Genomic DNA, 26,276 nt, shown 5'->3' on the forward strand with positions numbered 1-26,276 from the left:
ACCGCGTCGAGCAGTCGCATCGCGGCACGGCGCGAGCCCGTACCGGGGGGAAAGGCCTCGCTCAGTCCCGGCGCCCCAGCGGATCGAGGGCGCTGACGGCGCGGCGGCTCTTGGGCACCGAAGCGCGGGCGGGCGGCAACGTCGTATCGGTGACCGGCGACGGCGAGGCGAGGCCCATTTCATCGGCCATGGCGTGGAGGGCGGCGATGCGGTTGCCGGTGTCGGGATGGGTCGAGAACAGGCTGTCGCGGCCGGTGCCGCTCGGCACGATGTAGAGGGAGGCAGCGGCGGGATTGCGCAGGCTGACCGGATTGGGGATGCGGGCCGCGCCTTCGTGCAGCTTGGCAAGCGCCGAGGCGAGGGCGCGGGGGTTGCGGCCGATCTCGGCGGCGCCCCGGTCGGCGCTGTATTCGCGGGTGCGGCTAATCGCCATCTGCACGATCATCGCCGCGAAGGGCGCGATGATGACGGCTGCGATCATCGCCAGCAGGTTGGCGCGATTGTCGCCGCCGCCCCGGAAGAACAGGCCGAAATTGGCGAGGAAGGCGATGGCGCCGGCGATGGTCGCCGTCATCGTCATGATGAGCGTGTCGCGATTCTTCACATGCGCCAGCTCGTGCGCCATCACGCCGGCGATCTCGTCGCGGCTAAGGAGATCGAGCAGGCCGGTGGTCGCGGCGACGGCGGCATTCTCGGGATTGCGGCCGGTGGCGAAGGCGTTGGGGTGCGGTGAATCGACGATATAGACTTTCGGCATCGGCAGGCCCGCGCGCGAGGCCAGCTGCTGGACGATGCCGACGAATTCGGGGGCGGTGCGCCCGTCCACCTCGCGCGCCTTGTGCATCTTCAAGACGATCTTGTCGGCGTTCCAGAACGTGAAGAGGTTCATCGCCGCCGCCGCGACGAGCGCGACCAGCGCACCGCCCGAACCGCCGAGCGTGTAGCCCAGGCCCATGAACAAGGCGGTCATCGCCGCCAGGAGCATCAGGGTCTTGAAACCGTTCATCTTGCGTCTTCGCCCTTCACGCCCGAAATGTGGGGTGAAATCCCTCTAGTTCAATCGGAGCCCGATGGCCGGCCAGCGTCCCGCTCATGTGAAACCGCCGAGGCACCTCTCGAAGAGCCCGCCCGTGCCCAAGCCCGAACCGGTGAAGCCACGCGAGGAGCATGGCGGGCCGAAAGGGGAGGAGCCCACTCGCTACGGCGACTGGGAAAACAGCGGTATCTGCTGGGACTTCTAGAGACCCTCGCTCTTCAGCGGCCGCGACAGCAAGGCCTCCACCACCTCTTCGACCGAAGCCTCGCCGCCCAGCAGCGCACAGACCGCCGCCACGATCGGCATGTCGACACAAGCGGCCTCGGCGGCGCGCTTCAGCACCGGCGCCGTGAACGAGCCCTCCGCCACGGTGCGACGGTCGGCGAGAAGTTCGGCGCGGGAGTGGCCTTCACCCAGACCCTTGCCGAGGCTGAAGTTGCGCGAGCTCGCCGAAGAGCAGGTGAGGACGAGGTCGCCAAGGCCGGAGAGGCCGGCGAGAGTCTCGGCGCGAGCACCCAGGGCGAGGCCGAAGCGGGTCATCTCGGCGAAGCCGCGCGAGATGAGGGCGGCGCGGGCATTCTGGCCCAGGCCCCGCCCCTCGACCACGCCGCAGGCGATGGCGAGGACGTTCTTGACCGCCCCGCCGATCTCGGCGCCAACCACGTCGTCGGAGAGATAGGGTCGGAAGTTCGGGCGGGCGAGGCGGCCGCGAAGAGCCTCGCCGACCTCACGGTCCTCGATCGCCAGGGTCACCGCGGCGGGGAGGCCGATGGCGACCTCATGGGCGAAAGTTGGGCCCGAGAGGACGGCGATCCGGGCGCCGGGCTGCGCTTCGTCGGCGACATCGTGCATCAGCTTCATCGACGCCTCCTCCATGCCCTTGGAGCAGAGGATGAGCGGCTTGTCCCAGCGGCCGAGGCCGCCGAGGACGGAGCGCATGTGCTGGGCGGGCGTGACGACGAGCAAAGCGTCGCAGCTGGAAAGATCGGACAGATTTCCGGTGGCCCGGATCGCGGGGTTGAGCGGATAGCCGGCGAGGAAGGTCGCATTCTCGTGGGATTCATTGACGCTCGCCACGACCTCGGGCTCGCGCGCCCAAAGAAGCGTGTCTTCCCCGCCCGCCGCCGCGACTTGGGCCAAAGCGGTGCCCCAGGCCCCGCCGCCGATCACCCCCAGCTTCTCGATCATGCTTTCACCCCCGCGCCACGCGCCTTCTCCGCATTGGGGTCGAGCGGCCACCGCGCCCGCGCCGGCGCGTCCAATCCATCCGTGAGCCCGACGTCATAGCGAAGCGCGCCGGCCCAGGCGATCATCGCGGCATTGTCGGTGCACAGCCACAGCGGCGGAGCGACGAAGGGAAGGCCATGAGAGGCCGCACGAGCCATCAGTGCGGAGCGGATGGCCTGGTTGGCCGCCACTCCGCCAGCGACGACGAGGGCGGTAGCGCCTTTAGCCTCGGCGAGGGCTCGGCTCGTCCGATCGATCAGGCAGTCGACCACCGCCCGCTGGAAGGAGGCGGCGATATCCTCGGTCCCGTAGCGGCCGGAATCGCGAGCGCGAAGGACCGCGCTCTTGAGGCCGGCGAAGGAGAAATGCGGCTCGTCCGACCCGACCAGCGGGCGGGGAAGCGGCACGGCCTTGGAATCGCCTTTGGCGGCCGCGCGCTCGACCGCCGGACCGCCGGGAAAGCCCAAGCCGAGAAGCTTGGCGCTCTTGTCGAAGGCTTCGCCCGCCGCGTCGTCGATGGTGGTGGCGAGGCGGCGGTAGCGGCCGACGCCCTCGACGAAGAGCAGCTGGCAATGGCCTCCCGAAACCAGGAGGAGCAGGTAAGGAAAGGCGAGGCTCGGCTGGGCCAGCATCGGCGAGAGGGCGTGGCCCTCGAGGTGATTGACGGCGATGAGCGGTTTGCTCGAGGCCAGCGCCAGCCCTTTCGCGGTCACAAGCCCCACCATCACGCCACCGATCAGCCCCGGCCCGGCGGTCGCGGCTATGGCGTCCACTTCGGCCAGCGCCACGTCCGCCTCACGCAGCACATCTTCGATCAGCGACGGCAGGATCTCGACATGGGCACGGGCCGCGATCTCCGGGACGACGCCGCCATAAGGACGGTGCTCCGCCTCTTGTCCCGCCAGGCGATGGGCGAGGATGCGCCGCTCGGACGTGACCAGCGCGGCCGCGGTCTCGTCGCAACTCGATTCTATGCCGAGGATCAGGCTCATCCCGCTTCCCTGCCATCGCCTTAGCCGCTAGCACAAGCGCCGATGGCACGGCTCCTTCGCATCGGCACCCGCGGATCGCCATTGGCGCTCGCCCAGGCGCGGCTGGTGGCGGAGGCGCTGCGCGACACTTTGGGCTGGGGTCCCGAGCGGATCGAGATCGTCCCCATCACCACGAGCGGCGACATGATCCAGGACCGGCCGCTCGCCGAGGTGGGCGGCAAGGCGCTGTGGACCAAGGAGCTCGACCGTTGCCTCGCCGACGGCCGCACCGACATTTCGGTTCATTCGATGAAGGATGTCGAGACCTTCCGCCCCGCCGAATTCCGGATCGCCGCTATGCTGCCACGCGCCGATGTCCGCGACCGTCTGGTCGGCGCCGAGAGCGTGGAGGCGCTACCGGAGTGGGCACGGGTCGGAACGTCCTCGCCGCGCCGCGCCGCGCAGCTGCTGGCCCGGCGGTCGGACCTCAACATCGTTCCCTTCAGGGGCAATGTCGCCACGCGGCTGAGGAAGCTGGAGATGGGCGAGGCGGACGCGACCTTGCTCGCCGCGGCAGGCCTTGAGCGGCTCGGCCACCCGGAGATCGGCGTCGTGGTCGAAGACATGCTGCCCGCCCCGTCCCAAGGCGCGATCGGTATCGAGACGCTCGCCGATAACAAGCAGGTGGCCGGGCTGATGGCGGCGATCGGCGACCGGGCGACGGAGATATGCGTCGCGGCCGAGCGGCGCCTGCTCGAGGGACTGGGCGGCGACTGCCATACGCCGGTGGCCGGGTTGGCGGAATGCGATGGCGAATCGATTCGCCTTCGCGCCGAGATCCTGACCAACGACGGCACCGAGGTGTCGCGCGGGGAGGCGCGCTTCGCCGCCGACGACCGCGACGCCCCACTGGCATTGGCGCGGCAACTTCTGGATACGGCGAGCCCTGCCCTGCGCGCCCAATTTTCCGGATGACCGACATGCTGGTCCTGAGGCCGGAGCCGGGTGCCCGCGAGACAGCCGAGCGGGCGCGCCAACGGGGCCTCGGGGCCGTGACGACGCCCCTCTTCTCGATCCGGCCCGTCGCCTGGGAGCCGCCGGCGCCGGAGACGGTGGAGGCGGTGATGCTGACCAGCGCCAATGCCGCGCGAAGCGGCGGCAAGGCGCTGGCCATGTTCAGCCACCTCCCCTGCTACGCCGTGGGAGAAACGACCGCCGAAGCGGCGCGCGCGGCCGGATTTGCCGATATCCGCATCGGCCCGAGCGACGGCGCCGCGCTGACCCTGATGATGGCCGAGGCCGGAGTGGGGAGCGCGCTGCATCTGTGCGGACGCGATCATATTCCCCTGAGCCATCCGCGCCTCTCGATCGCTCGGCGGATCGTCTACGCGTCGGAACCGGCGGCGCGTCTTCCGGCGGAAGCCAAGGCGGCACTTCGAACCGGAGCCCATGCCCTTCTCCACTCGCCGCAGGCGGGAGCGCGTTTCGCTCAACTGGTTGATGAGGCAGGACTGGAGCGCGCCTCGATCGCGATCGCCGCGATCAGCGATGCGGCCGCGGCGGCGGCCGGGAAAGGCTGGAAAAGCGTGTCTGTGGCGGCAGCGCCACGCGATGCGGCATTGCTGGAGCTTGCCGCCAAGCTGTGCAAGACTGAGCGCGCGGCGGCAGGATAAGGCGATGCGGATGGATTATGAGCGGGTCGACAGCGCAGGCGCGGGCAAGCGCTCGCTCCTCTCGATCGTGCTGCTGCCCCTGATAGCCTTCGTCGCCGGGGTGGCGGCGATGGGCTGGCTGCTCGTCAACTGGGACGCGGCTGCCTCTTTTCTCGGCGTCCGTCCCGCCGCTCCGCCCGCCCCGATTGAGGCCGTGCGGACTCCCGTAACGCAGGTGGCGGTCCCGTCCGCTACCGGCGAGCCCGAGCGCCTGCTCATCGATCCGGAGATCACCCGCCGGGTCAACCGGCTGGAACAGCGCATCGCCGCGATCGATACCCAGTCGCGCGCCGCGGTCGGCAATGCCGATCGTGCCGAGGGTCTGCTCGTCGCCTTCGCCGCCCGGCGCGCCCTCGATCGCGGCGTCGCGCTGGGCTACATCGAAGGCCTCTTGAGGCAGCGGTTCGGTGACAGCCAGCGCCAGGCAGTGGCGACGATCATCACCGCCTCGCGCCAGCCTGTCACGCTTGAGGAGCTGCAGGAAGGCCTGCAGGAGGTGGGCGAAGATCTCACGGAGGGCGGCCCGGACCAGAATTGGTGGGATGCGCTCAAGGCGGAGCTCGGCGGCCTCGTCACCGTCCGCAAGGGCGGGACGCCTTCGACCTTGCCGGCCGAGCGGCTGCGCCGCGCCACCCGGCGACTGGAATCGGGGCAAGTCGATGTCGCGCTCGCCGAAGTGATGCGCATGCCCGGCCATGAGAATGCGCAAGTCTGGATCGATGCCGCCCGCCGTTACGTCGCCGCGCGCCGCGCACTCGACACGATCGAGACCGCCGCGCTCCTGGATCCCCGCAACCCGCCGCGTACCGACGTCCCCGCCGAAACGAGCGCCGTTGCGCGCGACATGGCGCGGCCGAGCTGATTTTTGTGAAATTTGGCACGGGCGAAGGAATTCGAACCGGCGCGCAGACCGGCAGGGCGGAGAGCTAACAAGCCTCGCGGGTTCGACAAAGATCGTGGAAAATCTGGAGCGGGCGAAGGGATTCGAACCCTCGACCCCAACCTTGGCAAGGTTGTGCTCTACCCCTGAGCTACGCCCGCTCGGCGGATCGCCCCGCGAGAGACGCGGGCAATCAAGGCGGCGGCGGTTAGCATGGGGTCCGCGGGCCCGCAAGTCCCGAATTACTGGAGAAAGACGAGGCTTGGCAGACCCCGCCCGCATCCCACATAGGGGCGTGAGCCAACCCGGGAGAGAAAGCACGTGGCGACACTGGGCATGAGCGCGGCCGAGAAGGAAGCGCTGGAAACTTTCAGGCGCGACGTCGTCGAGCCGTCGATGACCGAGCTAGTGATCGTCGACTTCTGGGCCGAATGGTGCGGCCCGTGCAAGCAGCTGACGCCGATCCTCGAAAAGGTCGCCGCCGATTATGCGGCGAAGGGCGTGAAGCTGGTCAAGATCAACGTCGATGAGGACAAGATTGTCGCCGCCCAGTTCCGGGTGCAATCGATCCCCACCGTCTACGCGATCTTCCAGGGCCAGCTCGTCGCGGACCTGACGCCGGCGCGGACCGAGGGACAGCTGACCGGCGCGCTCGACCAGCTCCTGGCGCAGCTCCCCGTCCAGGGCGAGGCGCAACAGGCCGAGGCCGAGCTGGCGCCGCTCATCGCGATGGGCGAGCAGGTGTTGGGCGAGGGCGATGCGCCCCGTGCCGTCTCCATCTTCCAGCAACTCGCGGACATGGCGCCTGATAATGTGGAAGTGATTTCCGGCCTTGCCCGTGCCTTTATCGCCGCGGGACAGGTAGCCGAGGCACGCGCGCTTCTCGACGCCGCGCCGGACGCGCTTTCCGGCGATCCGGCCATCGCCCGCGCCCGTTCGGCTCTGGAGCTCGCCGGCGCGGCTCAGCCGGATGTCGACGCCCGTGGCCTTGAAAAGCGAATCGCCGCCGATCCCGATGACCTGGAGGCGCGCTACGAGCTTGCCGGCGCCCTGATGAATCAGGGCGACCGCGACGCCGCCGCCGACCAGCTGTTCGAGGTCATCGGCCGCGACCGCGACTGGAACGAGGGCGCCGCGCGCAAGCGGCTGCTCCAATTCCTCGAAGTGGTCGGGCTCGAGGATCCCTGGGTCTCGCAGCAGCGGCGCCGCCTCTCGGCGATTCTCTTCACCTGATGGAAGGGCCGGCCCTTCTTCGGGTTCCGATCTTTCCGCTGGCGGGGGCGCTGCTCTTCCCGCGCACGCAATTGCCGCTCCACATCTTCGAGCCGCGCTATCGGGCGATGGTGCGCGACGCGCTGGCGAGCGATCCTGTGATCGCCATGGTTCAGCCGAAGGACGAGCAGGATCCGCCGAGCCTGTTCGAAATCGGCTGCCTCGGCCGGATCGTCGGCTCCGAGGAGCTGGAGGATGGCCGCTTCAACATCGTCCTCGAAGGCATCGGCCGCTTCCGCATCGCGCGGGAAGCCGAGGTCGAGACGCCCTATCGCCAGGTCGATGCCGATCTCGGCGGATTCGCGGATGACGTCGAGCCCGATCCGCTGGCCAGCATCCAGCGGGCGGAGCTGGAACGCGAAGCGAAACGCTATGCCGACGCTCTGGGTTATGTCGTCGACTGGGAGGCGGTAAGTCGGCTGGACGACGAGATGCTGGTCAACGGCATCGCCCAGATCGCCCCGCTCGACGTCGGCTCCAAGCAGGCGCTGCTGGAGGCGGACGATCTGGCCGCGCGAGCTGACCTGGTCGTCCAGTTCATGCAGTTCCAGCGCATGGCGCCCGGCGGCGCCGACGGACCGGAAACCCTGCAATGAGGCTCGATCCGGCGCTGCTGGAGAAGCTGGTCTGTCCGGTAACGCGGACGACGCTTCGCTACGATGAGAATGCGAACGAGCTGATATCGGAAGCGGCCGGTCTCGCCTATCCAATCCGTGACGGCGTACCGGTTATGCTCATCGAGGAGGCGCGCGCGCTGGGGTCATGAGCCGAAAGGATGTCGATCTAACTGGCCATTGGACCGGCCTCTACAACTATCCGGACGGGCCTCCGGTGCCGTTCGAAGCTCAGCTGCGCGAAAGTTCTGGTTGTGTGACTGGGACAACAACGGAGACTTCGGACCTGGTCGCCGGCCATGGACAAACGCTGCATGCGGTAATTGACGGCCGCCGGAAAGGAGGCTCGATCCGCTTCCTGAAAATGTATGACGAGGCGGAGGGAGGATATGACGTCGTGCATTATGATGGCGCGCTTCACGCCGATGGGAACGAGATCGAGGGCCAGTGGCAGATCGCGGGCATATGGTCCGGCACCTTCTTGATGATCCGCGCCACTGGGACAGGCCGACGGCTCGCGGAAACTGAAGAGCCGCTTGAAATCCTCCGTTAGATCGGCAGCCCTCTGAGCAGGAGTGGCATTTCGCCGCTTTCCCCCCGCGCTTCGGCCATGAGACGATCCTTGAGAGGCCTGATCCGCTGCACCGCACCCATGCCGAAGCGCCGGATAGCGGAGGCGGTCTTGCCCGGAATGCCATAGAGACGAGTGAGGCTATCGGTCGACGCGGCGACCATGAAGGTGTCGAGGCTGCGCCAGCGCTCGTAGCGGTCGAGCAGTTGGGCGTCGCCTAGATCGAGCCCGAGGCGAGCGCCTTGGACGAGCACCTGGGTCAGCGCGGCGGCGTCGCGGAAGCCGAGGTTGAGCCCCTGGCCCGCAATCGGATGGATTCCGTGCGCGGCGTCTCCCACCAGTGCCAGCCGTTCGGCGGTGATGGTAGCGGCATGGTGGAAGCCGAGACGGTAGCTGGCGCGCGGGCCAGCCAGCGCGATCGCCCCCAGGAACCCGCCCATCCGCTTCTCGATCTCCGCCGCGAGGGCGCGGTCGGGCAGGTCGAGAATGGCCGGCGCATCCTCCGCCTTCACCGACCAGACGATTGCCGAGCGGTTGCCCGGCAGCATGGGCAGGATGGCGAAGGGCCCGGCGGGGTAGAAAATCTCATAGGCCACGTTGTCGTGGCCGCGTGCGTGGGTGACCGTCGCGATGATGGCGGTGTGATCATAGCTCCAGCGCGCAACCGGGATATGGGCTGCCTCGCGAGTGGGGGAGCCGCGGCCTTCCGCGCCGATCAGCAGCGCTGCTGCAAGCTGGCGGCCATCCTCCAGCGTGACGCGAACGCCGGCGCCGTCGCGGACGACTTCGGCGGGACGAGCGGGCATGGCGAGGTCGATGCCTTTCGCCGCCAGCGCCGTTTCGCGAAGCGCCGCGCGCAGCAGCCGATTCTCGAACATGCGGCCGAGCGGATCGTCGCCTCCCGGCGGATCGAAGACGAGGCCGCCCGGCTCCAGCCCGTCGCTGACCCGGATCGACTGAATGGGACAGCCCTGTCCTTCGAGCCGCTCGCCGACTCCGATCGCCTCCAGCATGCGCCACGAGGCGCTAGCGACCGCCGTCGCGCGGCCGTCATATTGGGGCGTCAGCGTCTTTTCGGGATCGGCGGGATCGACGACGATGCTGGTCAGCCCATGGCGATCGACGGCGATGGCGAGGGTGAGGCCGACGAGACCTCCGCCGAGGATGATGACGTCCGCTTGGGTCATTTTCTCGCCTTAGCGATGCGCGGGGGCAACGCCAAGCGCTTGACCGGGGAGTCCGCCAAGGCGCATTAAGGATAAGCGGAACATACGGGGCACGATCGTGGCGACATCAGCGACGCGTGGCCGTCCGGGACGGCTGGCGCAATGGCAGGACGGCCTCAAGCGAGGGGCCAGGAGATCGACGACCTTGATCGGCGGGCTGACGCTGATCGCGGCGACCCTTCTGCTCGGCCTCGCCCTGGTCAGCTACCGGCCGAGCGATCCCGCCCTCAATACCGCCGCCGCCGGACCAGTGGGCAATTGGGCCGGTCCGGCCGGTGCTTATGGGTCGGACCTCATGTTGAGCCTGTGGGGCCCGCCGGCGGGACTATTGCTGCCCTTAATGCTGGTGATCGGCGTTCGGCTGATGCGCGGCGCCGAGGCCGGACGGTGGCTGCGCGCCGTGCTGCTTGCCACGTTGGGTATCATTCTCATCGGAACGGGCCTCGCGCTTCTCTTCGGCGGTGCGGTGAACGGCCTTCCGGCCGGCTGGGGCGGCGCGTTCGGCTTGTCGTTTGCCTCGCTCGTGGAGATCGGCATCGCGCTCATCGGCGAACCCGCCATCGCCGAGCCCTTTCGAATAGTCGCCGTCTCGCTGCTTGGCCTGGCGGGACTGTTCCTCTGGTATCTCGGCCTCGGCCTGCGTAGCGAGGAGCGGCGGTGGCTGTTCACCCGGCGGCAAGGGACGCCGAGGGCACTCGATGACCTAGACGGAGCCGAGCCTGACCAGCCCATCGTCCGCCGGGCTAGGGCGCCGGTCATTACTCCGCCGGAAGCGTCGCGAACCGTGATCGCCGACCGGGCCAAGGCACCCGATAGCGGCCGCCGGCCGAAGCGCGAACGGCAGCCGTCGCTGGCGCTGGGCGACAGCTACGCCCTCCCGACGCTGGATCTGCTCAATCCGCCCCCGCCGCCCACCAATGCCGCGCTCGACAAAGTCAGCCTTGAGCGCAATGCGCGACTGCTCGAATCCGTGCTGGAAGACTTCTCCGTCAAGGGCGAGATCGTCGAGGTCCGCCCCGGCCCGGTCGTCACCATGTACGAGCTGGAGCCGGCGAGCGGCATCAAGGCGAGCCGGGTCATCCAGCTCGCCGACGACATCGCCCGCAACATGTCGGCGCTATCGGCGCGCGTCGCCACCATTCCCGGTCGCAGCGTCATCGGCATCGAGCTTCCCAACGCCAAGCGTGAGATGGTGACCCTCTCCGAGCTGATCGCGAGCGAGGCATTCGAGGACCAGGTGGCGCAGCTGCCGCTTATCCTCGGCAAGAATATCGCCGGCGACCCGGTCATCGCCGATCTGGCGCCGATGCCGCACCTGCTCGTCGCTGGCACGACCGGGTCCGGCAAGTCGGTCGGCCTCAATTGCATGATCCTGTCGCTGCTCTACCGTCTGACGCCCGAGCAGTGCCGGATGATCATGATCGATCCCAAGATGCTGGAGCTCAGCATCTACGATGATATCCCGCACCTCCTTTCGCCCGTCGTCACTGAGCCCGCCAAGGCGATCCGCGCCCTCAAATGGACCGTCGAGCAGATGGAGGAGCGCTATCGGATGATGGCGTCGGTGGGCGTTCGCCAGCTCTCCAGCTTCAACGCCAAGGTGCGGGACGCCAAGGCCAAGGGTCAGTCGCTCGGGCGGCGCGTGCAGACCGGCTACGATCCCGAGACCGGCCAGCCGCAATATGAGATGGAGGAGCTGGATTTCGACGTGCTGCCGCAAATCGTGGTGGTCGTCGACGAGCTCGCCGACCTGATGATGACGGCGGGCAAGGAGGTCGAGTTCCTGATCCAGCGCCTGGCCCAGAAGGCGCGCGCCGCAGGCATCCATCTCATCATGGCCACGCAGCGCCCTTCGGTCGACGTCATCACGGGCGTCATCAAGGCGAACCTCCCGACCCGGATCAGCTTCTCGGTCACGTCCAAGATCGACAGCCGCACGATCCTCGGCGAGCAGGGCGCGGAGCAGCTCCTCGGCAAGGGCGACATGCTCTATATGCCCGGCGGCAAGCAGATCGCCCGCGTCCACGGCCCCTTCGTCTCCGACGAGGAGGTGCGCGCCGTTGCCGACCATTGGCGCGGCCAGGGCACGCCCGAATATAATATGGCGGTCACCGAGGAGCCGGAGGACGGCGGCTATATCTTCGAAGGCCAGCCGATGGGCGACGACGACGCCGAGACACAGCTCTACAAGAAGGCCGTGCAGACCGTCGCCGAGAGCCAGAAGGCGTCGACCAGCTACATCCAGCGCCAGCTTCGCATCGGCTACAACAACGCCGCGCGCCTCATTGAACGGATGGAACGTGAAGGGAAAGTCAGCGCCCCCGACCATGTCGGCCGCCGCGAAGTACTGATCGACCCAGAAGGTCACGCCATCTGAAGGCTGAACGCCAGGGAACCGGGGGGTTCAGTGGGCATTCAATCGCCGACATCCATATCCTTCTCACAACAAGGACGGAGATTTTCATGACGCGTTTCGGAACGCTCGCTCTTGCTGCTCTGCCGCTCGCGCTCGCCGCGCCGGCTCTGGTCGCGGCGCAATCCTCCTCGCCGCTGTCGCAGGTGCAGGCGCATCTGAAGGCGGTCGACACGATGACCGCTAATTTCAGCCAGACCGGCCGCAGCGGCCAGACCCTGAACGGCACGCTCACGATGAAGCGGCCGGGCAAGGTGCGTTTCCAATATCAGAAGGGCGTGCCGATGCTGATCGTGGGTGACGGCAAGGCGCTCACGATGATCGACTACGAAGTGGATCAGGTCTCGCGCTGGCCGATAGGCGATTCGCCGCTGTCGGTGCTGTTGAACCCGAACAAGGACCTGACGGGCGTCGCCAAGGTGACGCGGAACGACGGCCAAGTGCTGCTCGTCCAGGCCCGCGACCCCAAGAAGCCGGAATTCGGCACCATCACCATCGCCTTCGCCAAGGTGCCGAGCGCGCCGGCGGGCTTGATGCTGGAGGGGTGGACGACGATCGACGCGCAAAACGACCGGACGACGATCAAGCTGTCGAACCAGCGGTTCAACGTCCGCGTGGCGGACAGTGCCTTCCGCTGGACCGATCCTCGCCGGCGTGGACCGCGCGGCTAGGCACGGCGAAATAGTTAACGCCATTCATCGGCGCGACAGGAAGATAGGTTTAAAAGAAAGACTGCAATTGCGAATCCCTTCGGGTTTTCCCCCTGTTGCCCGAAACGGACCCTCGTAATTGACCTCGCGTAGCAAACGCTTGGTTGGCCCTCGCTCCACGCCCCCGGAGCGGGGGCCTTTCTTTGTCGGGAGACGAGCCCGCAAATGTCGACAGCCGCGCCGCCTCCCGCTAGAGCCCACGCCATGTCTTCCCCGCTCAAGATCGCTTCCTGGAATATCAATTCCGTTCGTGCCCGCCTCGACATCGTCGAGAAGTTCCTCACAGACGAGATGCCCGACATTCTCTGTCTTCAGGAGACCAAGGTCGTCGACGGCGACTTTCCCGAAGGCGTGTTCCGGCGCCTGGGCTACAACCATCTGGTACTGTGCGGCCAGCGCATGCACCATGGTGTCGCGATCCTCAGCCGCCTGCCGATCCGGGAGGATCACCGCCACGACTGGCAGGACAATGGCGAGGCGCGCCATGTCGGTGTCCAGCTCGACTGCGGCATCCGGCTCGAAAACGTCTATGTGCCCGCTGGCGGCGACATTCCCGACCGGGACCAGAATCCGAAATTCGGTCAGAAGCTCGACTATATCGAGCGGATGACGCGCTGGTCGGAAAAGTGTGGCTGCCCCACTTTGCTGGTTGGCGATTTCAACGTCGCGCCGCTGGAATGCGACGTCTGGAGCCACAAGCAACTGATCAATGTCGTCAGCCATACCCCCGTTGAAGTAGACGCCCTGGCCCGTCTTCAGCAGAGCGGCGAGTGGGTCGACCTCGGCCGCCATTTCCACCCGGCGCCGGGTCGCCTACACACCTGGTGGAGCTATCGCTCGCCCGACTGGACCCGGAACGACCGGGGGCGCCGCCTCGATCATATGTGGGCCTCTCCCGATGTCGCGAAGCTGGCCCGCGGTCACGTGGTTCACGAGCATTGCCGGAGCTGGGCGCGACCGTCCGACCATGTGCCGCTCGTGACCGAGTTCGCCATTTGAACGGCGGGCGCCCAGACGCCCGCACCATCGCCCGCGCCATCGATGCGCTGCGGCGCGGCTGGCCGATCGCCATCGATGGAATCGGCTTCCTGGCGGTAGAGACCGCGGACGACGATGGCCTCGCCGCCTTCGATGAGGGATCGCCGGCCGACCTTCTCATCTCCGGCAATCGCGCCGCTACGCTGAAGCTCGCCAACCAGCGCGAGGCCGTACCAACCGGTCCGGTAAGGATCGCGCGGGCGCCGTGGATCGACCTCGGCGCCGCGACCGCCCTCGCCGATCCCGCGCTGGATCTCCAAACGCCCCTCAAGGGGCCTTTCCAGACGAGGGCGGACGACCGTCCCGAAGCGGCGACGGCTGCGCTGCGCCTGGCGCGCCGCGCGGGGCTGCTGCCGGCTTTCTTCGTCGGCGGGAGGCCGACCCCGGACGATATTTCGCTGACGGCCGACGCCGTAACCGAATTCGACCGCGCGCCGTCGCTGGTGATCGCATCCCGCGCCAGGCTGCCGACCCGATACGCCGAAAAGACGGAAATCGTCGCCTTTCGGTCCGAGGAGGACGCCGCGGAGCACGTCGCGCTGGCGATCGGCGAACCTAGCAACGCGCCGCCGCTGGTGCGCCTCCACAGCGAATGCCTGACCGGCGACGCGCTAGGCTCATTGAAATGCGATTGCGGGCCCCAGCTCAACGATGCCCTCGCCGCCATCGCCGCCTCCGGCTGGGGCATATTGCTCTACCTGCGCCAGGAAGGGCGCGGCATCGGTCTCGTCAACAAGCTGCGCGCCTATGCGCTGCAGGACCAGGGCTTCGACACGGTCGACGCCAACCTCCGCCTCGGCTTCAGCGACGACGAGCGCGATTTCAGCGTGGCGGCGTTGATGCTCCGGCACCTCTCGCAGGAAAGAGTGCGTCTACTGACCAATAACCCGCGCAAGGTGGCGGGTCTCGAAGGCGCCGGCATCGAGGTGGTCGAGCAAGTGCCCCTCAAATCGGGAGCCAATCCCCACAACCAGGCCTATCTCGACGCAAAGCGGCTGCGGAGCGGTCACCAGCTCTAGGGTGCCGTCATGACGTCATGACGCTTCCAGCCGAGCCAGGATTTCCGTCACTTCGGCATAGCTTCGGGCGCATCGGTGCGCTCCGGCGGCCTGCAGCCTCTCCTCGTGGCCGCCGCGGATATGGCTGGCGGCCATCAGGCCGATCACCGTCATTCCCGCCGCCGCGCCGGCCGCGGCGCCTACCGGATGGTCCTCGATGACGAGGCAGGCCGACGACGGCAGGCGCAGCTGCTCGTCAACATGAAGATAGACGTCGGGATGCGGCTTGCCCCTCGGAATGCGAGCGGCGCTGTAGACATGCTCGCCGAAAAAGCCGGCGAGGCCGAGGCGGCCGAGCATGGTGTCGAGCCATGCCCTCTCGCTCGACGAAGCGACGGCGAGCCGCCGGTGAGCCTGCCCATCGAGGAACGCTTCCAGGCCGTCGATCGCCGGCATCTCTCCCGCGTGCGCTTCGATGGCAGCATCGACAAGCGTGCCGAGCTCCTCACTATCGAAAGAGCGGCCGAAATCCAGCTCTATGCGGCGATGGCAATCGCGCCAGCGCAGGCCGGCATAGCGCGCCACCGCCTCTTCACCGCTGATCCGGCAGCCAAGCCCTGTCAGCACCTCGGCCATGGCGGCATTGGCGAGCCCTTCGCTATCGACGATGACTCCGTCGAAATCGAAGATGATGGCCTGAAATTTCAGCTCCGTTCTCCGAACAGGGCGGTACCGACGCGGACGTGGGTGGCCCCGATCGCCACTGCGGTTTCGTAATCGTCCGACATGCCCATGCTGAGCCCGGCGAGACCGTGGCGGCGGGCCAGCTTGACGAGGAGCGCGAAATAGGGTGCCGGTTCGACATCGGCGGGCGGGATGCACATGAGACCCACGACGGGGAGATCCGCGTCGGCGCACAAGTCCAGCAGAGCCGTCAGCTCGGCGACCGGACAGCCACCCTTTTGGGACTCGTCGCCGATATTGACCTGGACGAAGCAATCGGGACGCTTGCCCGCCTTCGCCATGGCCTTGCCGAGCGCCTCGACCAGCGACGGCCGGTCGACCGAATGGATGGCGTCGAACAGCGCCACCGCTTCCTCGGCCTTGTTGGACTGAAGCCGGCCGACGAGATGCAATTCGACCTCTTCGAAGCGCTGCCGAAGCTCCGGCCATTTCGCTTGCGCTTCCTGAACCCTATTCTCGCCGAAAAGGCGGTGGCCGGCGTGCAGTATGGGTTCGATCGCTTCCGCGCCATGAGTCTTCGACACCGCGATCAGCGTAACATCGTCCGGAGAGCGGCGGGCGAGCCTGGCGGCGCCGGCGATGGCACTCTTCACGGCCTCCAGCCGCTCCGCAGGTGATGCTTCGGTCATGGCCGCTGCTATAGGAAGGGCCATGCACCGCCGCCAGCCTTTGCCGCATCTCTGGATGATGACGGACGAGCGGCAGGGTGAGACCTTATGGCGCGCACTGTATCGGCTGCCACGCGGCGCGGGCGTCGTCTTTCGCCATCACAGCCTGCCCCCGAGGGACCGGCGCGCGCTTTTCCAGCGGGTGAGATCGATCACGCGCAGCCGGGGATTGCTGCTCCTCCTGGCCGGGCCGCCGGGTCGGGCGCGGCTGTGGGGCGCCGATGGAAGTCACGGCCTGAGCGGACCCGGCAAATCGGGCGTCGGCCTCCGCAGCGCCCCGGCCCACGATCTGCCCGAGATACGAAAGGCCGAAAGGAGCGGCGCGGACCTCATCATCCTGTCACCGGTCTTTCCCACCCGGTCCCATCCCGGCGCAAGGTCGCTCGGGCCGGTCCGCTTCGGTCTGCTGGCGAGGCAAACGCGCCTTCCGGTCATCGCCTTGGGCGGAATGGACGCCAAGCGGGCTCGCTCGCTGGCGGGCCTTGGAATGCATGGATGGGCGGCGATCGACGCCTGGAGCTACTAGGCTTTAGAAGCGGAAGGCCGTGCCGATATAGACGGCCTGGCTGTCGCGGCGTTCGTCGGCGAGCGGTTCGAGGCGGTCGCGCTGGATCTTGTAGCGGACGCCGCCGGTCACATCGAGGTTGCGGGTGATCGAATAGGAGCCGCCGACGTCGAGCGAATAGCTTTCCTCGGTCGGCAGGATGCTCGCCGCGTCGTTGCGCTGGGCGCCGACCATGACCCGGCCGGCGAAATTCTTGCCGGTGTAGCTGACGCCGACTTCCGCCGCCTCGCTGCCGCCCGGGAGCACGCCGCCATCGACCTTGGCGATATCGCCGGAGATGGCGAAGCGCTTCCAGCCCACGGAAACGCCGAGATTATAGGCGGTGGGCGTGATCGCCGTGATGGCGCTCGCCGACGATCCGGCGACGGTGCGCGCCGCCTCGGCCGTGGTCGAGGCCCGGGCGCGCACGGCGACCTTCACCGCCTTGCTCTTGTCGCGCGAGCCGGTGGTCGGGGTGAAGCGGAAGCTTCCGGAGGGGAGGCCGCGCCTTGCCAGTTCGGCCGCCAGACGGGGATCCGCCACAGCCGGCGTGAAGCCTCCGATACTGAGCGAGGGAGCGGAGCGCGCCTTCTGGTCATCCTGCTTCTGGGTCGTCGCGGCGAGGGCAGGCGCGAGCAGAAGCGATATCGCGGCAAGCGACACCCCTCCGGCAGCAGCAATCCCACCCAGCTTCTTCACGTCGTTCGACTCCCGTATCGAGTCTATGTAGTCCGACTCGCCTCGCGAAACCAGCAAGGCGCCGTCCCTTGTGGACGAATCAGCCACGGTTGTTGCATCTTTTCCACAAACCGGATTGCTGTGAGATGAAACCGCCGCGCTGCCGCTGGCCAGAGACCGCTTGCCGCCCGCGCGGCGATATCTATAACGGCGGCAACCGATACTCGTTTTTCAAGGAAATGCACATGGCCTCCCGCGCTGTTTCTATCGGCTTGACGTTCGTCTGCGCCGCAACGCTGTCGGCCTGCGCGGGCAACCGGGAAATCCCCGCGGCCGACCTTGCCGCCGCCCAGACGACGACTATCGGCGTCAACTCCTATCTGTGGCGGGCCGCGCTCGACACGCTTTCCTTCGCGCCGATGGCCCAGGTCGATTCGGCCGGCGGCGTGATCGTCACCGATTGGTATGCCGACCCGAACTCGCCGGGTGAGCGGGTGAAGGTGACCGCCACCATCCTCGACAGCGACCTCCGCGCCGATGCCCTCAGGGTCGCCGCCTCGCGCCAGGTCAATCAGAACGGCCAGTGGACCGAGGCGCCGGTCGCCGCGGCGACCGTGCAGAAGCTCGAGGAGATCATCCTCACCAAGGCGCGCGAGCTCCGCCGAAACGCCGTGAACGGCTGAATGCCCAGATCATAAGGTAAATCAAAGCGATGGCATCGCGCTTCAATCCGCTCAAGGCCGATGCGCACTGGCAGAAAATCTGGGAGGAGCGAGGCTCCTTCCACGCCTCCGACGACAGCGTAAAGCCGAAATCCTACGTCCTCGAGATGTTCCCCTATCCCTCGGGGCGCATCCATATGGGCCATGTCCGCAACTATACGATGGGAGACGTCCTTGCCCGCTACCGCCGGATGAAGGGCTTCGAGGTCCTCCACCCGATGGGCTGGGACGCTTTCGGCATGCCGGCCGAGAATGCGGCGATGGAGAAGAAGGTCCATCCCGGCGCCTGGACCCGCGCCAATATCGACACCATGCGGGCACAGCTGAAGCGCCTCGGCTTCGCGCTCGACTGGAGCCGGGAACTCGCCACCTGCGAGCCCGATTATTACGGCCACGAACAGGCGCTGTTCCTCGACCTCTTCGAGGCGGGTCTCGTCTATCGCAAGCAGAGCGAGGTGAACTGGGATCCGGTCGACATGACCGTGCTCGCCAACGAGCAGGTGATCGACGGCAGGGGCTGGCGCTCCGGCGCGCCGGTCGAGCGGCGAAAGCTCAACCAGTGGTTCCTGAAGATCACCGACTTCGCCGAGGAGTTGCTCGACGGCCTCGACGAGCTCGACCAGTGGCCCGACAAGGTCCGTCTGATGCAGGAGAACTGGATCGGCAAGAGCCAGGGCCTCAAGTTCCGCTTCCAGCTGAGCGAGCCGGTAGGCGGCGCAACGGATTTCGAGGTCTTCACGACCCGCCCCGACACGATCTTCGGCGCGAGCTTCGCGGCCATTTCGCCCGATCACCCGATCGCGACGGTGTTGGCCGGGAAGAATGAGGCGCTCGACGCCTTCATCAAGGATTGCAAAGCGGGCGGCACGACCGCCGCGGCGCTGGAGACGGCGGAAAAGAAGGGTTTCGACACCGGCGCTAGCGTGATCCATCCGTTCGATGCCGGCTGGAAGCTGCCGCTCTACGTCGCCAATTTCGTGCTGATGGATTACGGCTCGGGCGCCGTCTTCGGCTGTCCCGCGCACGATCAGCGCGACCTGGAGTTCGCCCGCAAATACGGCCTTCCGGTGACCCGCGTCGTCGCCCCCAGCGTCGACGAAGCCGACGCGCCGATCGGCGAGGAAGCCTATACCGGTCCCGGCCTGCTAGTGAATTCGCGCTTCCTCGACGGCCTTCCCGCCGAAGAGGGCGTTCGGGAGGTCATTCACCGCGCGGAACAGGATGGCTGGGGCCAGGGCACGACCGTGTGGCGGCTGCGCGACTGGGGCGTGTCGCGCCAGCGTTATTGGGGCACGCCGATTCCGATCATCCATTGCGAGGCCTGCGGGCCCGTCCCGGTGCCGCGCGACCAGCTGCCGGTCGTGCTGCCGGAGGACGTGACCTTCGACACTCCGGGCAATCCGCTCGATCGGCACCCGGGCTGGAGCCAGGTTCCGTGTCCGACCTGCGGCGGCGTCGCCCGGCGCGAGACCGACACGCTCGATACGTTTGTCGATTCGAGCTGGTATTTCATTCGATTCGCCAGTCAGCCCGACGACGGGCCGTTCGACCGCGCCGTGGCGGAAAGCTGGCTCCCGGTCGGCCAGTATATAGGCGGGGTCGAGCATGCGATCCTCCACCTCCTTTACGCACGCTTCTGGACGCGGGCGCTGAAGCGCATCGGTCGGCTCGACATAGAGGAACCGTTCAAGGGCCTTTTCACCCAGGGCATGGTGACTCATGAGACCTATCGGGCCACGGATGGCCGCTGGCTGAGCCCCGACGAGATCGACGAGCGGGACGGCACGCTGGTCGAGACCGCGAGCGGCAAGCCGGTCGAGGCCGGCCGCGTCGAGAAGATGTCCAAATCCAAGAAGAACACCATCGATCCGGAGCCGATCGTCGATCAATATGGCGCCGACGCCGTCCGCTGGTTCATGCTGTCGGACAGCCCGCCCGAACGCGACCTCGCCTGGAGCGAGGCCGGCATCGAGGGCGCCTGGCGATTCGTCCAGCGGCTGTGGCGGATGAGCGCCGGCGCCGGCGGACGCTCGACCTGGCTGGGCGATGGCGCGGACGAGGCGCTCGACCGTAAACTCCACCGAACGATTGCCAGCGTCGCGGCCAACATCGAATCGCTCGCCTTCAACAAGGCGGTCGCCAACATCTACGAGCTTGCCAACACGGTCGAGAAAGCTCCGGCTTCAGCGTCCCGCGCCAAGGCCGTCGAGGCGATGCTGCTTCTGGTCGCGCCGATGGTGCCGCATCTCGCCGAGGAGGCTTGGGCGGCGCTCGGGCGCGAGGGGCTGATCGCCGACCAATCCTGGCCCGATGTCGATCCGGCGCTGCTGGTCGAGGACGAGGTGACGATCGCGGTGCAGGTGAACGGAAAGCTGCGCGACACGATCATCGCTCCCAAGGGCGCGGCGCGAGAGACGGTGGAAGAGATGGCGCTGGCGTCGGAAAAGGTCGTGCGTATCCTAGACGGGAAGGCGCCGAGGAAGGTGATCGTCGTGCCGGACCGATTGGTGAACCTCGTCGCATGATTCGGGCCGCCGCCCTTGCCATGATGCTGCTGCTGAGCGGATGCACATTGCGGCCGCTCTACGGAGGTGGTGGCGACGGGGCGGTGGCCACGACACTTCGTTCGGTCGATGTCGCGCCGATCGAGGGGCGTGCCGGCTGGCTGGTGCGGACGGCGCTGGAGGACCGGCTCGGCGCGAAAGGAGAGGCGGCGCGCTATCGGCTCGAGATCGAGCTGGATGACGACATTACCGGCTTCGGCATCCGTCCCGATAACGCGGTAACGCGCGAGCGGCGGTCGCTGCGCGCCCGCTACCAACTGGTCGATGCCTCGCTGGGGACGGTGGTGCTCGACGCCACGGCCGGATCGGATGCCGGAATCGACGTGGTTCGCTCGGAATATGCCACGGTCGCCGCTGAACAGTCGGCGCTGGAACGGCTGACGGAGGAAGTCGCCGATCAGATCGTCTCGCGCGTCGCCCTCTATGTGGCGCGGACCGGCGAAGGGCAGTGAAGGCCAGCAAGGCGCAGATAGAGAGCGCGCTGAAGGCGCCGGACAACGCGACTCGCTTTGTCCTCTTGCACGGGCCGGACGAGGCGGGCTCGCGGGCGCTGGCGAAGGTGCTGGGGGCGGCCATGGGCGCCGAAGCGGAAAGGATCGAACTCGGCGGCGCGGAGCTGAAGGCGGACCCGGCCAGGCTCGCCGACGAGGCCGCCTCGATCTCGCTCTTCGGAGGCGCCCGCTACATCGTGGTCGAGGCGTCGGGCGACGAAGTGCTGGCGGCGGTCGAGGCGCTGATCGAGGCGCCGACCGCGGGCAATCCGGTCGCGATCGTCGCGGGCGCGCTGAGGCCGTCGACGAAGCTCCTAAAACTGGCAATCGCCGAGAAATCCGCGCTCGCCTTCGCCAGCTATGCGCCGGAAGGGCGCGACGCGGAGAGGCTGGTGGCGGAGATGGGGCGGGAGGAGGGCCTCGACATTCGTCCGGACGTCGCCCGACGTATCGCCGATTCAAGCGGAGGCAACCGCGCGTTGATCGCGCAGGAACTGGGCAAGTTCGCGCTTTTCGTTGATGCGGCGCCCGATCGGCCGCGGGAGATCGACCATGATGTCGTCGATGCGGTAGGAGCGGCGAGCGAAGGCGGCGACCTCAGCCGCCTCGTCGACAGCGTCGGCGGCGGGGACGCCGCAATGCTGCGGGCGGAGCTGCTGCGTCTCAAGAGCGAGGGTATCGAGGGCATATCGCTGATCCGGGCGGTGCTGAGGCGGATGATGCTGCTGGCCAGGCTTCGCGCCGAAGTCGAGCGCGGGAGCAGCGTCGGTGCCGTCATGGCGGCACAGGGCAAGTCCATATTCTGGAAGGAAAAAGAGGCCGTCGCCGCGCAGCTTTCACGGTGGCGGTCGGACCTCATCGCCAAGGGCGTGGCGCGGCTGCTGGAGGCCGAGCGGCAGGTAAAGGCGTCGGGCGGCCTGGGTCCGCTCGCCGCCGACGAGGAGCTGTTCGCCATCTGTCGCCAGGCAGCCCGGCTCCGCTAGGCCGCTATATCTTCTCCCCGCTGAGACGCTGGCAGATCATGTCGAGCTGGTCGAGCGAGGAATAGCCCAGCGCGACCGTGCCGCCGTCGGGACGGTGCGTGATCTTGACCCGAAGGCCGAGCATGTCGCCGAGCTGGCGCTCCAGCGCCTCGATATCCGCATGGGCGTCCTTATGGGCCACGGGCCCGGGGCGCGGTTTTTTGGGCTTGCCGGCACGCACGAGCTTCTCGGTCTCGCGGACGGAAAGATCGCGGTTGATGACCTCGAGCGCGAGCGCCTCCGGATCGTCCGATTTTATGAGCGCGCGGGCGTGGCCCATGTCCAGCTCGCCGGACGCGACATAGCCACGCACCTTCTCCGGTAAGTCAAGCAATCTCAACAGGTTGGCGACATGGCTGCGCGACTTGTGGACGAGCCGCCCAAGCGCTTCCTGGGTATGGCCGAACTCATCGATGAGACGCTTGTAGGCTTCCGCCTCCTCGATTGCGTTGAGGTCCTGGCGCTGAATGTTCTCGACGATCGAGACTTCCAGCGTTTCGACATCGTCGAAATCGCGGACGAGGGCGGGAATCTCGTGGAGCCGCGCCTTCTGCGCCGCCCGCCAGCGCCGCTCGCCGGCGACGATCTGATAGCCCTGACCGAAGGGGCGGACGACGATGGGCTGGATGAGCCCGCGCGAGCGTATCGATTCGCCAAGCTCGGCCAGCGCCTCTTCATCGAAATAGCGGCGCGGCTGATGCGGATGCGGCTCGATGCTGGAAACGGACAGCATCTGAATGCCGCCACGCGGCGCAGCTCCCGAGACGGGCGCTTCCTGCTCCACCTCTCCGAGCAGGGAGGAAAGGCCGCGGCCCAGGCCGGACGGACGCTTGCGGTGGGGAGTTTCTTCGCTCATGCGGCGGCGGCCGGCTTGGGCAGGCGCCCGATCAGCTCGCGGGCCAGCGACATGTAAGCCTCGGATCCCGGGCAGCGGTGATCGTAGATGAGGGCGGGCAGGCCGTGGCTCGGCGCTTCGGAGAGGCGGACGTTACGTGGAATGACGGTCTCGAACACCACCTTGCCGAGCACGGCGCGGACATCGTCGGCGACCTGCCCGGAAAGGTTGTTGCGCCGGTCGTACATGGTAAGCGCCACGCCGAGGATGGAGAGGCTGCGATTGAAGCCGGAGCGGACGCGCTCGACCGTCTTCAGGAGCTGACTGAGCCCCTCGAGCGCGAAGAATTCGGCCTGGAGCGGGACCAGGATCGACTGGGAGGCGACCAGCGCGTTGACCGTCAGCAGGCCGAGCGAGGGCGGGCAGTCGATCAGGCAGATGTCCCATCGACCGGGCGACCCGGCATCGAGCGCCTCTTCGAGGCGATGGGTACGCTGTTCGAAATCGATGAGCTCGATCTCGGCGCCGGAGAGGTCGACGGTGGCGGGGACGAGGTCGAGGCGGGGAACACGGGTTTGCACCACCGCCTCGCCGAGCGAACAGTCGCCGCGCAGCAGTTCGTAGCTCGATCGCTCGCGGTGGGCGTGGTCGATGCCGAGCCCGGTCGAGGCGTTGCCCTGGGGGTCGAGATCGACGAGCAGCACCTTCCAGCCGGTCGCGGCGAGCGCCGTGGCAAGGTTGATGGCGGTCGTGGTCTTGCCGACGCCGCCTTTCTGATTGGCCACCGCTATCCTGATCATTACCCGCGCTTCCCCTTGACCCGAGGACGAACCTGCTCCGCGACGATGATCCCGGCTTCAGCGTCGGTGATACTGGGTTCGATCCGAAACACACCCTGCCATGAAGATTCGGCCGCTGCCAGTTCCGACTGCGCATTTCGTCCCTTGGGAAGGACCCAGCGTGTCTTGGGCGTGGCGAACCGCTGGCCCAGAGCCAGCAATCTGTCGAGCGGCGCGAACGCCCGGGCGCTTATCACGTCGAACGAACCCGGCTCCATCCGCTCCACCTTCAGCGGCACGATGTCGCATCGCTCTTCTATGCCGAGCACCGCCACCGCGGCGCGCAGGAATTCGACGCGCTTCTTGCGCTCCTCGACCAGGGTCACTCTGCTGCGATGCAGCATCGCGACGACGAGGCCGGGAAATCCGGCGCCCGTCCCAAGATCCAGCCAGGACGACGCCTCGGCGGGGGCATGAACGAGAAGTTGAGCCGAATCGACGATGTGGCGTGCCCAGACCTGTTCCAGCGTCGCGCGCGCCACGAGATTCTGCCGCTCGTTCTCCGACCTCAAAAGGTTAATAAAGTCTTGCAGGCGCCCCAGTGTTTCACGTGAAACACTGCAATGATCCATTAACCATCGCTGCGCCTCGACCTCCTTCATTCAGGCCGCCCGGCGTCGGGCATGCACCAGAATGGCGGCGAGGGCCGCGGGCGTGACCCCGCGTATCCGGCTGGCCGCGCCCAGGCTGGGCGGACGCGACGCCGACAGCCGCTCCACCATTTCATTGGATAATCCGGGGACGCGCGCATAATCGAAATCGTCGGGGATCCGGACCGCGTCGTCGGCCCTGAGCTTGACGATCTCGGCCTGCTGCCTGGCGACATAAGGCGCATAGCGGTGGTCCTGGATCGCTTCGTCCAAAGCTGTCCGATCGGCGCCGGCGAGGGCGGGGGCGGCTCGCAACAATCCCCCCTTGTCGAGCTCCGGGAAACGCAGCCATTCGCCGAGGCTTCGTTTCGCACCATCGTCACGCACCGAAACACCGGCATCGTTGAGCTGACGCCCACTGAAGAGCGGCGCCAGCTGGGCCTCGATGCGGTCGCGCTCCCGACGCGACGCGGCGAACGCCGCGCGTCGCTCCGACGAGACACAGCCGGCCTCCATCGCGAGGGGGGTGAGTCGCGCGTCGGCATTGTCGGCACGAAGCCGGAGGCGATATTCGGCCCGGGCGGTGAGCATGCGATACGGTTCGGTGACGCCCTGCAGCACGAGGTCGTCGACCATAACCCCGATATAGCTGTCACTCCGGTCGAACAGGACCGGCGGCCTGCCCGCTACGGCCGCCGCGGCATTGACGCCAGCGACGAGGCCTTGGGCGGCGGCCTCCTCGTAACCGGTCGTGCCGTTGATCTGCCCGGCCAGATAGAGGCCCACGATCCGATCCGGCCGAACCGCAAGCGTCGGCTCGAGAATACGCGGATCGACATAATCATATTCGACGGCGTAGCCGGGCTGAACGATCTCTACCCTCTCCAGTCCCGCCATCGAACGAACCATCTCGATCTGGACGCCGGCCGGCAGGGAGGTGGAAATTCCGTTGGGATAGATGAGAGGATCGTCCAACCCCTCGGGTTCCAGGAAAATCTGGTGCCCGTCGCGATCCGCGAAGCGATGGACCTTGTCCTCGATCGACGGACAATAGCGGGGCCCGACGCCGGTTATCTCGCCGGCGAAGAGCGGCGAGCGATCCAGGTTCGCCCGAATGATGTCGTGGGTGCGGTGATTGGTTCGAGTGATCGCGCAGAAGAGCTGCGACGCCACCCGGCCTTCGCCCATTGACGACATCGTCCAATCGTCGTCGTCCGACGGCTGCCGTTCGAGAACGGCCCAGTCGATGGTCCGTCCATCCAGACGCGGCGGAGTTCCCGTCTTGAGACGAGCGAGGGGCAGGTCGAGCGCCTTCAGTTGATCGGCCAGCGCCGTCGCGGCGCGTTCCCCGACCCGGCCGCCGGCACAATGACTCATTCCGAAATGAAGCTTGCCGCCCAGGAACGTGCCCGTTGCCAGAATGACCGCGTCGGCCCGCAGCTCGCGCCCATCGGCCAGCCCGAGGCCGACCACGCGCGGGGTGCCGTTCGCCTCCAGGCAAAGCGACGCGGCCTCGCCCTCGACGATCGTAAGCGCCTCCTGCGTCGCGAGCAGCTCGTGAATCGCAGCCTTGTAGCGCCGCCGGTCGGCCTGGACTCGTGGGCCCCGGACGGCCGCGCCCTTGCTGGCATTGAGCAGGCGATAATGGATGGCGGCATGATCCGCCGCGCGCGCGATCAAGCCGTCGAAGGCATCCACCTCCCTCACCAGATGTCCTTTGCCGAGTCCGCCGATCGCCGGATTGCAGGACATGGCGCCGATCGATTCGCGCGTGAAGCTGACCAGAGCGACGGCCGCGCCCATGCGCGCGGCGGCTGCCGCGGCCTCCGTGCCGGCGTGGCCGCCGCCGACGACAATGATGTCGAACTCAGCAGACATGGCTGGGCCTTTAACGAACGGGCGCCGCTTTGT

28 protein-coding genes and 1 tRNA gene are annotated in these 26,276 nt (G+C 67.4%); 17 read left to right on the forward strand and 12 right to left on the reverse strand.

What is annotated here, in order from left to right; genetic code table 11:
* Nucleotides 1–61: 61 nt before the first annotated feature.
* Nucleotides 62–1,006 (reverse strand): zinc metalloprotease HtpX, encoded by a 945-nt coding sequence (gene htpX, locus VIR62_RS10055; RefSeq protein WP_431870929.1) that lies wholly within the window; start codon nt 1,004–1,006, stop codon nt 62–64.
* A 124-nt stretch (nt 1,007–1,130) separates the two neighbouring features.
* Here htpX and VIR62_RS10060 point away from each other — a divergent pair, with 124 nt between their 5' ends.
* Nucleotides 1,131–1,241 carry a DUF1674 domain-containing protein gene (locus VIR62_RS10060; RefSeq protein WP_431870930.1) on the forward strand — a complete coding sequence of 37 codons (111 nt, stop codon included), beginning with the start codon at nt 1,131–1,133 and terminating at the stop codon, nt 1,239–1,241.
* Here the strand turns inward: VIR62_RS10060 and VIR62_RS10065 are convergent.
* Nucleotides 1,238–2,224, reverse strand: coding sequence for an NAD(P)H-dependent glycerol-3-phosphate dehydrogenase (locus VIR62_RS10065; protein WP_431870932.1), 987 nt, complete (start codon nt 2,222–2,224; stop codon nt 1,238–1,240). The two genes, VIR62_RS10060 and VIR62_RS10065, sit on opposite strands and share 4 nt — an antisense overlap.
* Nucleotides 2,221–3,255, reverse strand: a complete 1,035-nt coding sequence (gene tsaD / locus VIR62_RS10070) for a tRNA (adenosine(37)-N6)-threonylcarbamoyltransferase complex transferase subunit TsaD (protein ID WP_431870934.1) — start codon at nt 3,253–3,255, stop codon at nt 2,221–2,223. Before tsaD ends, VIR62_RS10065 begins: the two co-directional genes overlap by 4 nt.
* A gap of 42 nt (nt 3,256–3,297) precedes the next feature.
* Here tsaD and hemC point away from each other — a divergent pair, with 42 nt between their 5' ends.
* From hemC to VIR62_RS10085, 3 genes are read left to right on the forward strand one after another with little or no spacing between them, the layout of a single operon-like run.
* Nucleotides 3,298–4,209, forward strand: a complete 912-nt coding sequence (hemC, locus tag VIR62_RS10075; RefSeq protein ID WP_431870936.1) for a hydroxymethylbilane synthase — start codon at nt 3,298–3,300, stop codon at nt 4,207–4,209.
* A gap of 5 nt (nt 4,210–4,214) precedes the next feature.
* Nucleotides 4,215–4,907 (forward strand): uroporphyrinogen-III synthase, encoded by a 693-nt coding sequence (locus VIR62_RS10080; RefSeq protein ID WP_431870937.1) that lies wholly within the window; start codon nt 4,215–4,217, stop codon nt 4,905–4,907.
* Between the two features lie 4 nt (nt 4,908–4,911).
* Nucleotides 4,912–5,808, forward strand: coding sequence for a hypothetical protein (locus tag VIR62_RS10085; protein ID WP_431870938.1), 897 nt, complete (start codon nt 4,912–4,914; stop codon nt 5,806–5,808).
* Between the two features lie 104 nt (nt 5,809–5,912).
* Here the strand turns inward: VIR62_RS10085 and VIR62_RS10090 are convergent.
* A tRNA-Gly gene (locus VIR62_RS10090) sits at nt 5,913–5,987 on the reverse strand.
* Between the two features lie 160 nt (nt 5,988–6,147).
* Between VIR62_RS10090 and VIR62_RS10095 the strand changes: the two genes are divergently transcribed.
* The 4 genes from VIR62_RS10095 to VIR62_RS10110 are packed head-to-tail and all read left to right on the forward strand — an operon-like array spanning nt 6,148 to nt 8,265.
* On the forward strand, nt 6,148–7,059 hold the full coding sequence (locus VIR62_RS10095) for a tetratricopeptide repeat protein (protein ID WP_431870939.1): 912 nt from the start codon (nt 6,148–6,150) through the stop codon (nt 7,057–7,059).
* A complete protein-coding gene (locus VIR62_RS10100; protein WP_431870941.1) occupies nt 7,059–7,694 on the forward strand; it encodes an LON peptidase substrate-binding domain-containing protein in 636 nt (211 codons plus the stop codon). The genes VIR62_RS10095 and VIR62_RS10100 overlap by 1 nt, the downstream gene beginning before the upstream one ends.
* Nucleotides 7,691–7,864, forward strand: a complete 174-nt coding sequence (locus tag VIR62_RS10105) for a Trm112 family protein (protein WP_431870943.1) — start codon at nt 7,691–7,693, stop codon at nt 7,862–7,864. Before VIR62_RS10100 ends, VIR62_RS10105 begins: the two co-directional genes overlap by 4 nt.
* Nucleotides 7,861–8,265 (forward strand): hypothetical protein, encoded by a 405-nt coding sequence (locus VIR62_RS10110; RefSeq protein ID WP_431870945.1) that lies wholly within the window; start codon nt 7,861–7,863, stop codon nt 8,263–8,265. Before VIR62_RS10105 ends, VIR62_RS10110 begins: the two co-directional genes overlap by 4 nt.
* Here the strand turns inward: VIR62_RS10110 and VIR62_RS10115 are convergent.
* Nucleotides 8,262–9,470 (reverse strand): UbiH/UbiF/VisC/COQ6 family ubiquinone biosynthesis hydroxylase, encoded by a 1,209-nt coding sequence (locus VIR62_RS10115; RefSeq protein ID WP_431870946.1) that lies wholly within the window; start codon nt 9,468–9,470, stop codon nt 8,262–8,264. The genes VIR62_RS10110 and VIR62_RS10115 overlap by 4 nt on opposite strands.
* A 97-nt stretch (nt 9,471–9,567) precedes the next feature.
* Here VIR62_RS10115 and VIR62_RS10120 point away from each other — a divergent pair, with 97 nt between their 5' ends.
* The 4 genes from VIR62_RS10120 (at nt 9,568) to ribA (ending at nt 14,689) form a co-directional block, all read left to right on the forward strand.
* Entirely contained in the window at nt 9,568–11,886 is a 2,319-nt protein-coding gene (locus VIR62_RS10120; RefSeq protein ID WP_431870948.1) for a DNA translocase FtsK 4TM domain-containing protein, read from the forward strand.
* 86 nt (nt 11,887–11,972) lie between these two features.
* Nucleotides 11,973–12,593: a LolA family protein gene (locus VIR62_RS10125; RefSeq protein ID WP_431870950.1), complete on the forward strand. Its 621-nt coding sequence runs from the start codon at nt 11,973–11,975 to the stop codon at nt 12,591–12,593.
* Nucleotides 12,594–12,836: 243 nt separating this feature from the next.
* Nucleotides 12,837–13,631, forward strand: coding sequence for an exodeoxyribonuclease III (locus VIR62_RS10130; protein ID WP_431870952.1), 795 nt, complete (start codon nt 12,837–12,839; stop codon nt 13,629–13,631).
* A complete protein-coding gene (ribA, locus tag VIR62_RS10135; protein WP_431870954.1) occupies nt 13,628–14,689 on the forward strand; it encodes a GTP cyclohydrolase II in 1,062 nt (353 codons plus the stop codon). The genes VIR62_RS10130 and ribA overlap by 4 nt, the downstream gene beginning before the upstream one ends.
* Before the next feature lie 15 nt (nt 14,690–14,704).
* On the opposite strand, the gene VIR62_RS10140 is transcribed toward ribA, so the two are convergent.
* Together VIR62_RS10140 and VIR62_RS10145 are read right to left on the reverse strand one after the other, a co-directional pair.
* The gene (locus tag VIR62_RS10140) at nt 14,705–15,376 is read right to left on the reverse strand and encodes an HAD family hydrolase (RefSeq protein WP_431871010.1); all 672 of its coding nucleotides are present in this window, start codon (nt 15,374–15,376) and stop codon (nt 14,705–14,707) included.
* Entirely contained in the window at nt 15,373–16,041 is a 669-nt protein-coding gene (locus VIR62_RS10145) for a YggS family pyridoxal phosphate-dependent enzyme (protein WP_431870955.1), read from the reverse strand. Before VIR62_RS10145 ends, VIR62_RS10140 begins: the two co-directional genes overlap by 4 nt.
* Nucleotides 16,042–16,063: 22 nt before the next feature.
* On the opposite strand from VIR62_RS10145, the gene VIR62_RS10150 reads away from it, so the two are divergent.
* Nucleotides 16,064–16,606: a thiamine phosphate synthase gene (locus tag VIR62_RS10150; RefSeq protein WP_431870957.1), complete on the forward strand. Its 543-nt coding sequence runs from the start codon at nt 16,064–16,066 to the stop codon at nt 16,604–16,606.
* Between the two features lie 3 nt (nt 16,607–16,609).
* On the opposite strand, the gene VIR62_RS10155 is transcribed toward VIR62_RS10150, so the two are convergent.
* Nucleotides 16,610–17,410: a hypothetical protein gene (locus tag VIR62_RS10155; protein ID WP_431870959.1), complete on the reverse strand. Its 801-nt coding sequence runs from the start codon at nt 17,408–17,410 to the stop codon at nt 16,610–16,612.
* 137 nt (nt 17,411–17,547) lie between these two features.
* Between VIR62_RS10155 and VIR62_RS10160 the strand changes: the two genes are divergently transcribed.
* Genes VIR62_RS10160 through holA form a run of 4 tightly spaced genes read left to right on the forward strand, consistent with a single transcriptional unit; the run spans nt 17,548 to nt 22,062 of the window.
* On the forward strand, nt 17,548–17,985 hold the full coding sequence (locus tag VIR62_RS10160) for a DUF3576 domain-containing protein (protein ID WP_431870961.1): 438 nt from the start codon (nt 17,548–17,550) through the stop codon (nt 17,983–17,985).
* A 29-nt stretch (nt 17,986–18,014) separates the two neighbouring features.
* On the forward strand, nt 18,015–20,549 hold the full coding sequence (gene leuS, locus VIR62_RS10165) for a leucine--tRNA ligase (protein WP_431870962.1): 2,535 nt from the start codon (nt 18,015–18,017) through the stop codon (nt 20,547–20,549).
* Nucleotides 20,546–21,040 carry an LPS assembly lipoprotein LptE gene (lptE, locus tag VIR62_RS10170; RefSeq protein ID WP_431870963.1) on the forward strand — a complete coding sequence of 165 codons (495 nt, stop codon included), beginning with the start codon at nt 20,546–20,548 and terminating at the stop codon, nt 21,038–21,040. Before leuS ends, lptE begins: the two co-directional genes overlap by 4 nt.
* Nucleotides 21,037–22,062, forward strand: coding sequence for a DNA polymerase III subunit delta (gene holA / locus VIR62_RS10175; protein ID WP_431870965.1), 1,026 nt, complete (start codon nt 21,037–21,039; stop codon nt 22,060–22,062). Before lptE ends, holA begins: the two co-directional genes overlap by 4 nt.
* A 4-nt stretch (nt 22,063–22,066) precedes the next feature.
* On the opposite strand, the gene VIR62_RS10180 is transcribed toward holA, so the two are convergent.
* From VIR62_RS10180 to mnmG, 4 genes are read right to left on the reverse strand one after another with little or no spacing between them, the layout of a single operon-like run.
* A complete protein-coding gene (locus VIR62_RS10180; RefSeq protein ID WP_431870966.1) occupies nt 22,067–22,957 on the reverse strand; it encodes a ParB/RepB/Spo0J family partition protein in 891 nt (296 codons plus the stop codon).
* Entirely contained in the window at nt 22,954–23,736 is a 783-nt protein-coding gene (locus tag VIR62_RS10185; protein ID WP_431870968.1) for a ParA family protein, read from the reverse strand. Before VIR62_RS10185 ends, VIR62_RS10180 begins: the two co-directional genes overlap by 4 nt.
* Nucleotides 23,736–24,377 (reverse strand): 16S rRNA (guanine(527)-N(7))-methyltransferase RsmG, encoded by a 642-nt coding sequence (gene rsmG / locus VIR62_RS10190; protein ID WP_431870970.1) that lies wholly within the window; start codon nt 24,375–24,377, stop codon nt 23,736–23,738. The genes VIR62_RS10185 and rsmG overlap by 1 nt, the downstream gene beginning before the upstream one ends.
* Nucleotides 24,378–26,243 carry a tRNA uridine-5-carboxymethylaminomethyl(34) synthesis enzyme MnmG gene (mnmG, locus tag VIR62_RS10195; RefSeq protein WP_431870972.1) on the reverse strand — a complete coding sequence of 622 codons (1,866 nt, stop codon included), beginning with the start codon at nt 26,241–26,243 and terminating at the stop codon, nt 24,378–24,380.
* Between the last annotated feature and the right edge of the window lie 33 nt (nt 26,244–26,276).

The sequence above is a fragment of the Allosphingosinicella sp. genome (assembly GCF_036570505.1).
Lineage (GTDB): Bacteria > Pseudomonadota > Alphaproteobacteria > Sphingomonadales > Sphingomonadaceae > Allosphingosinicella.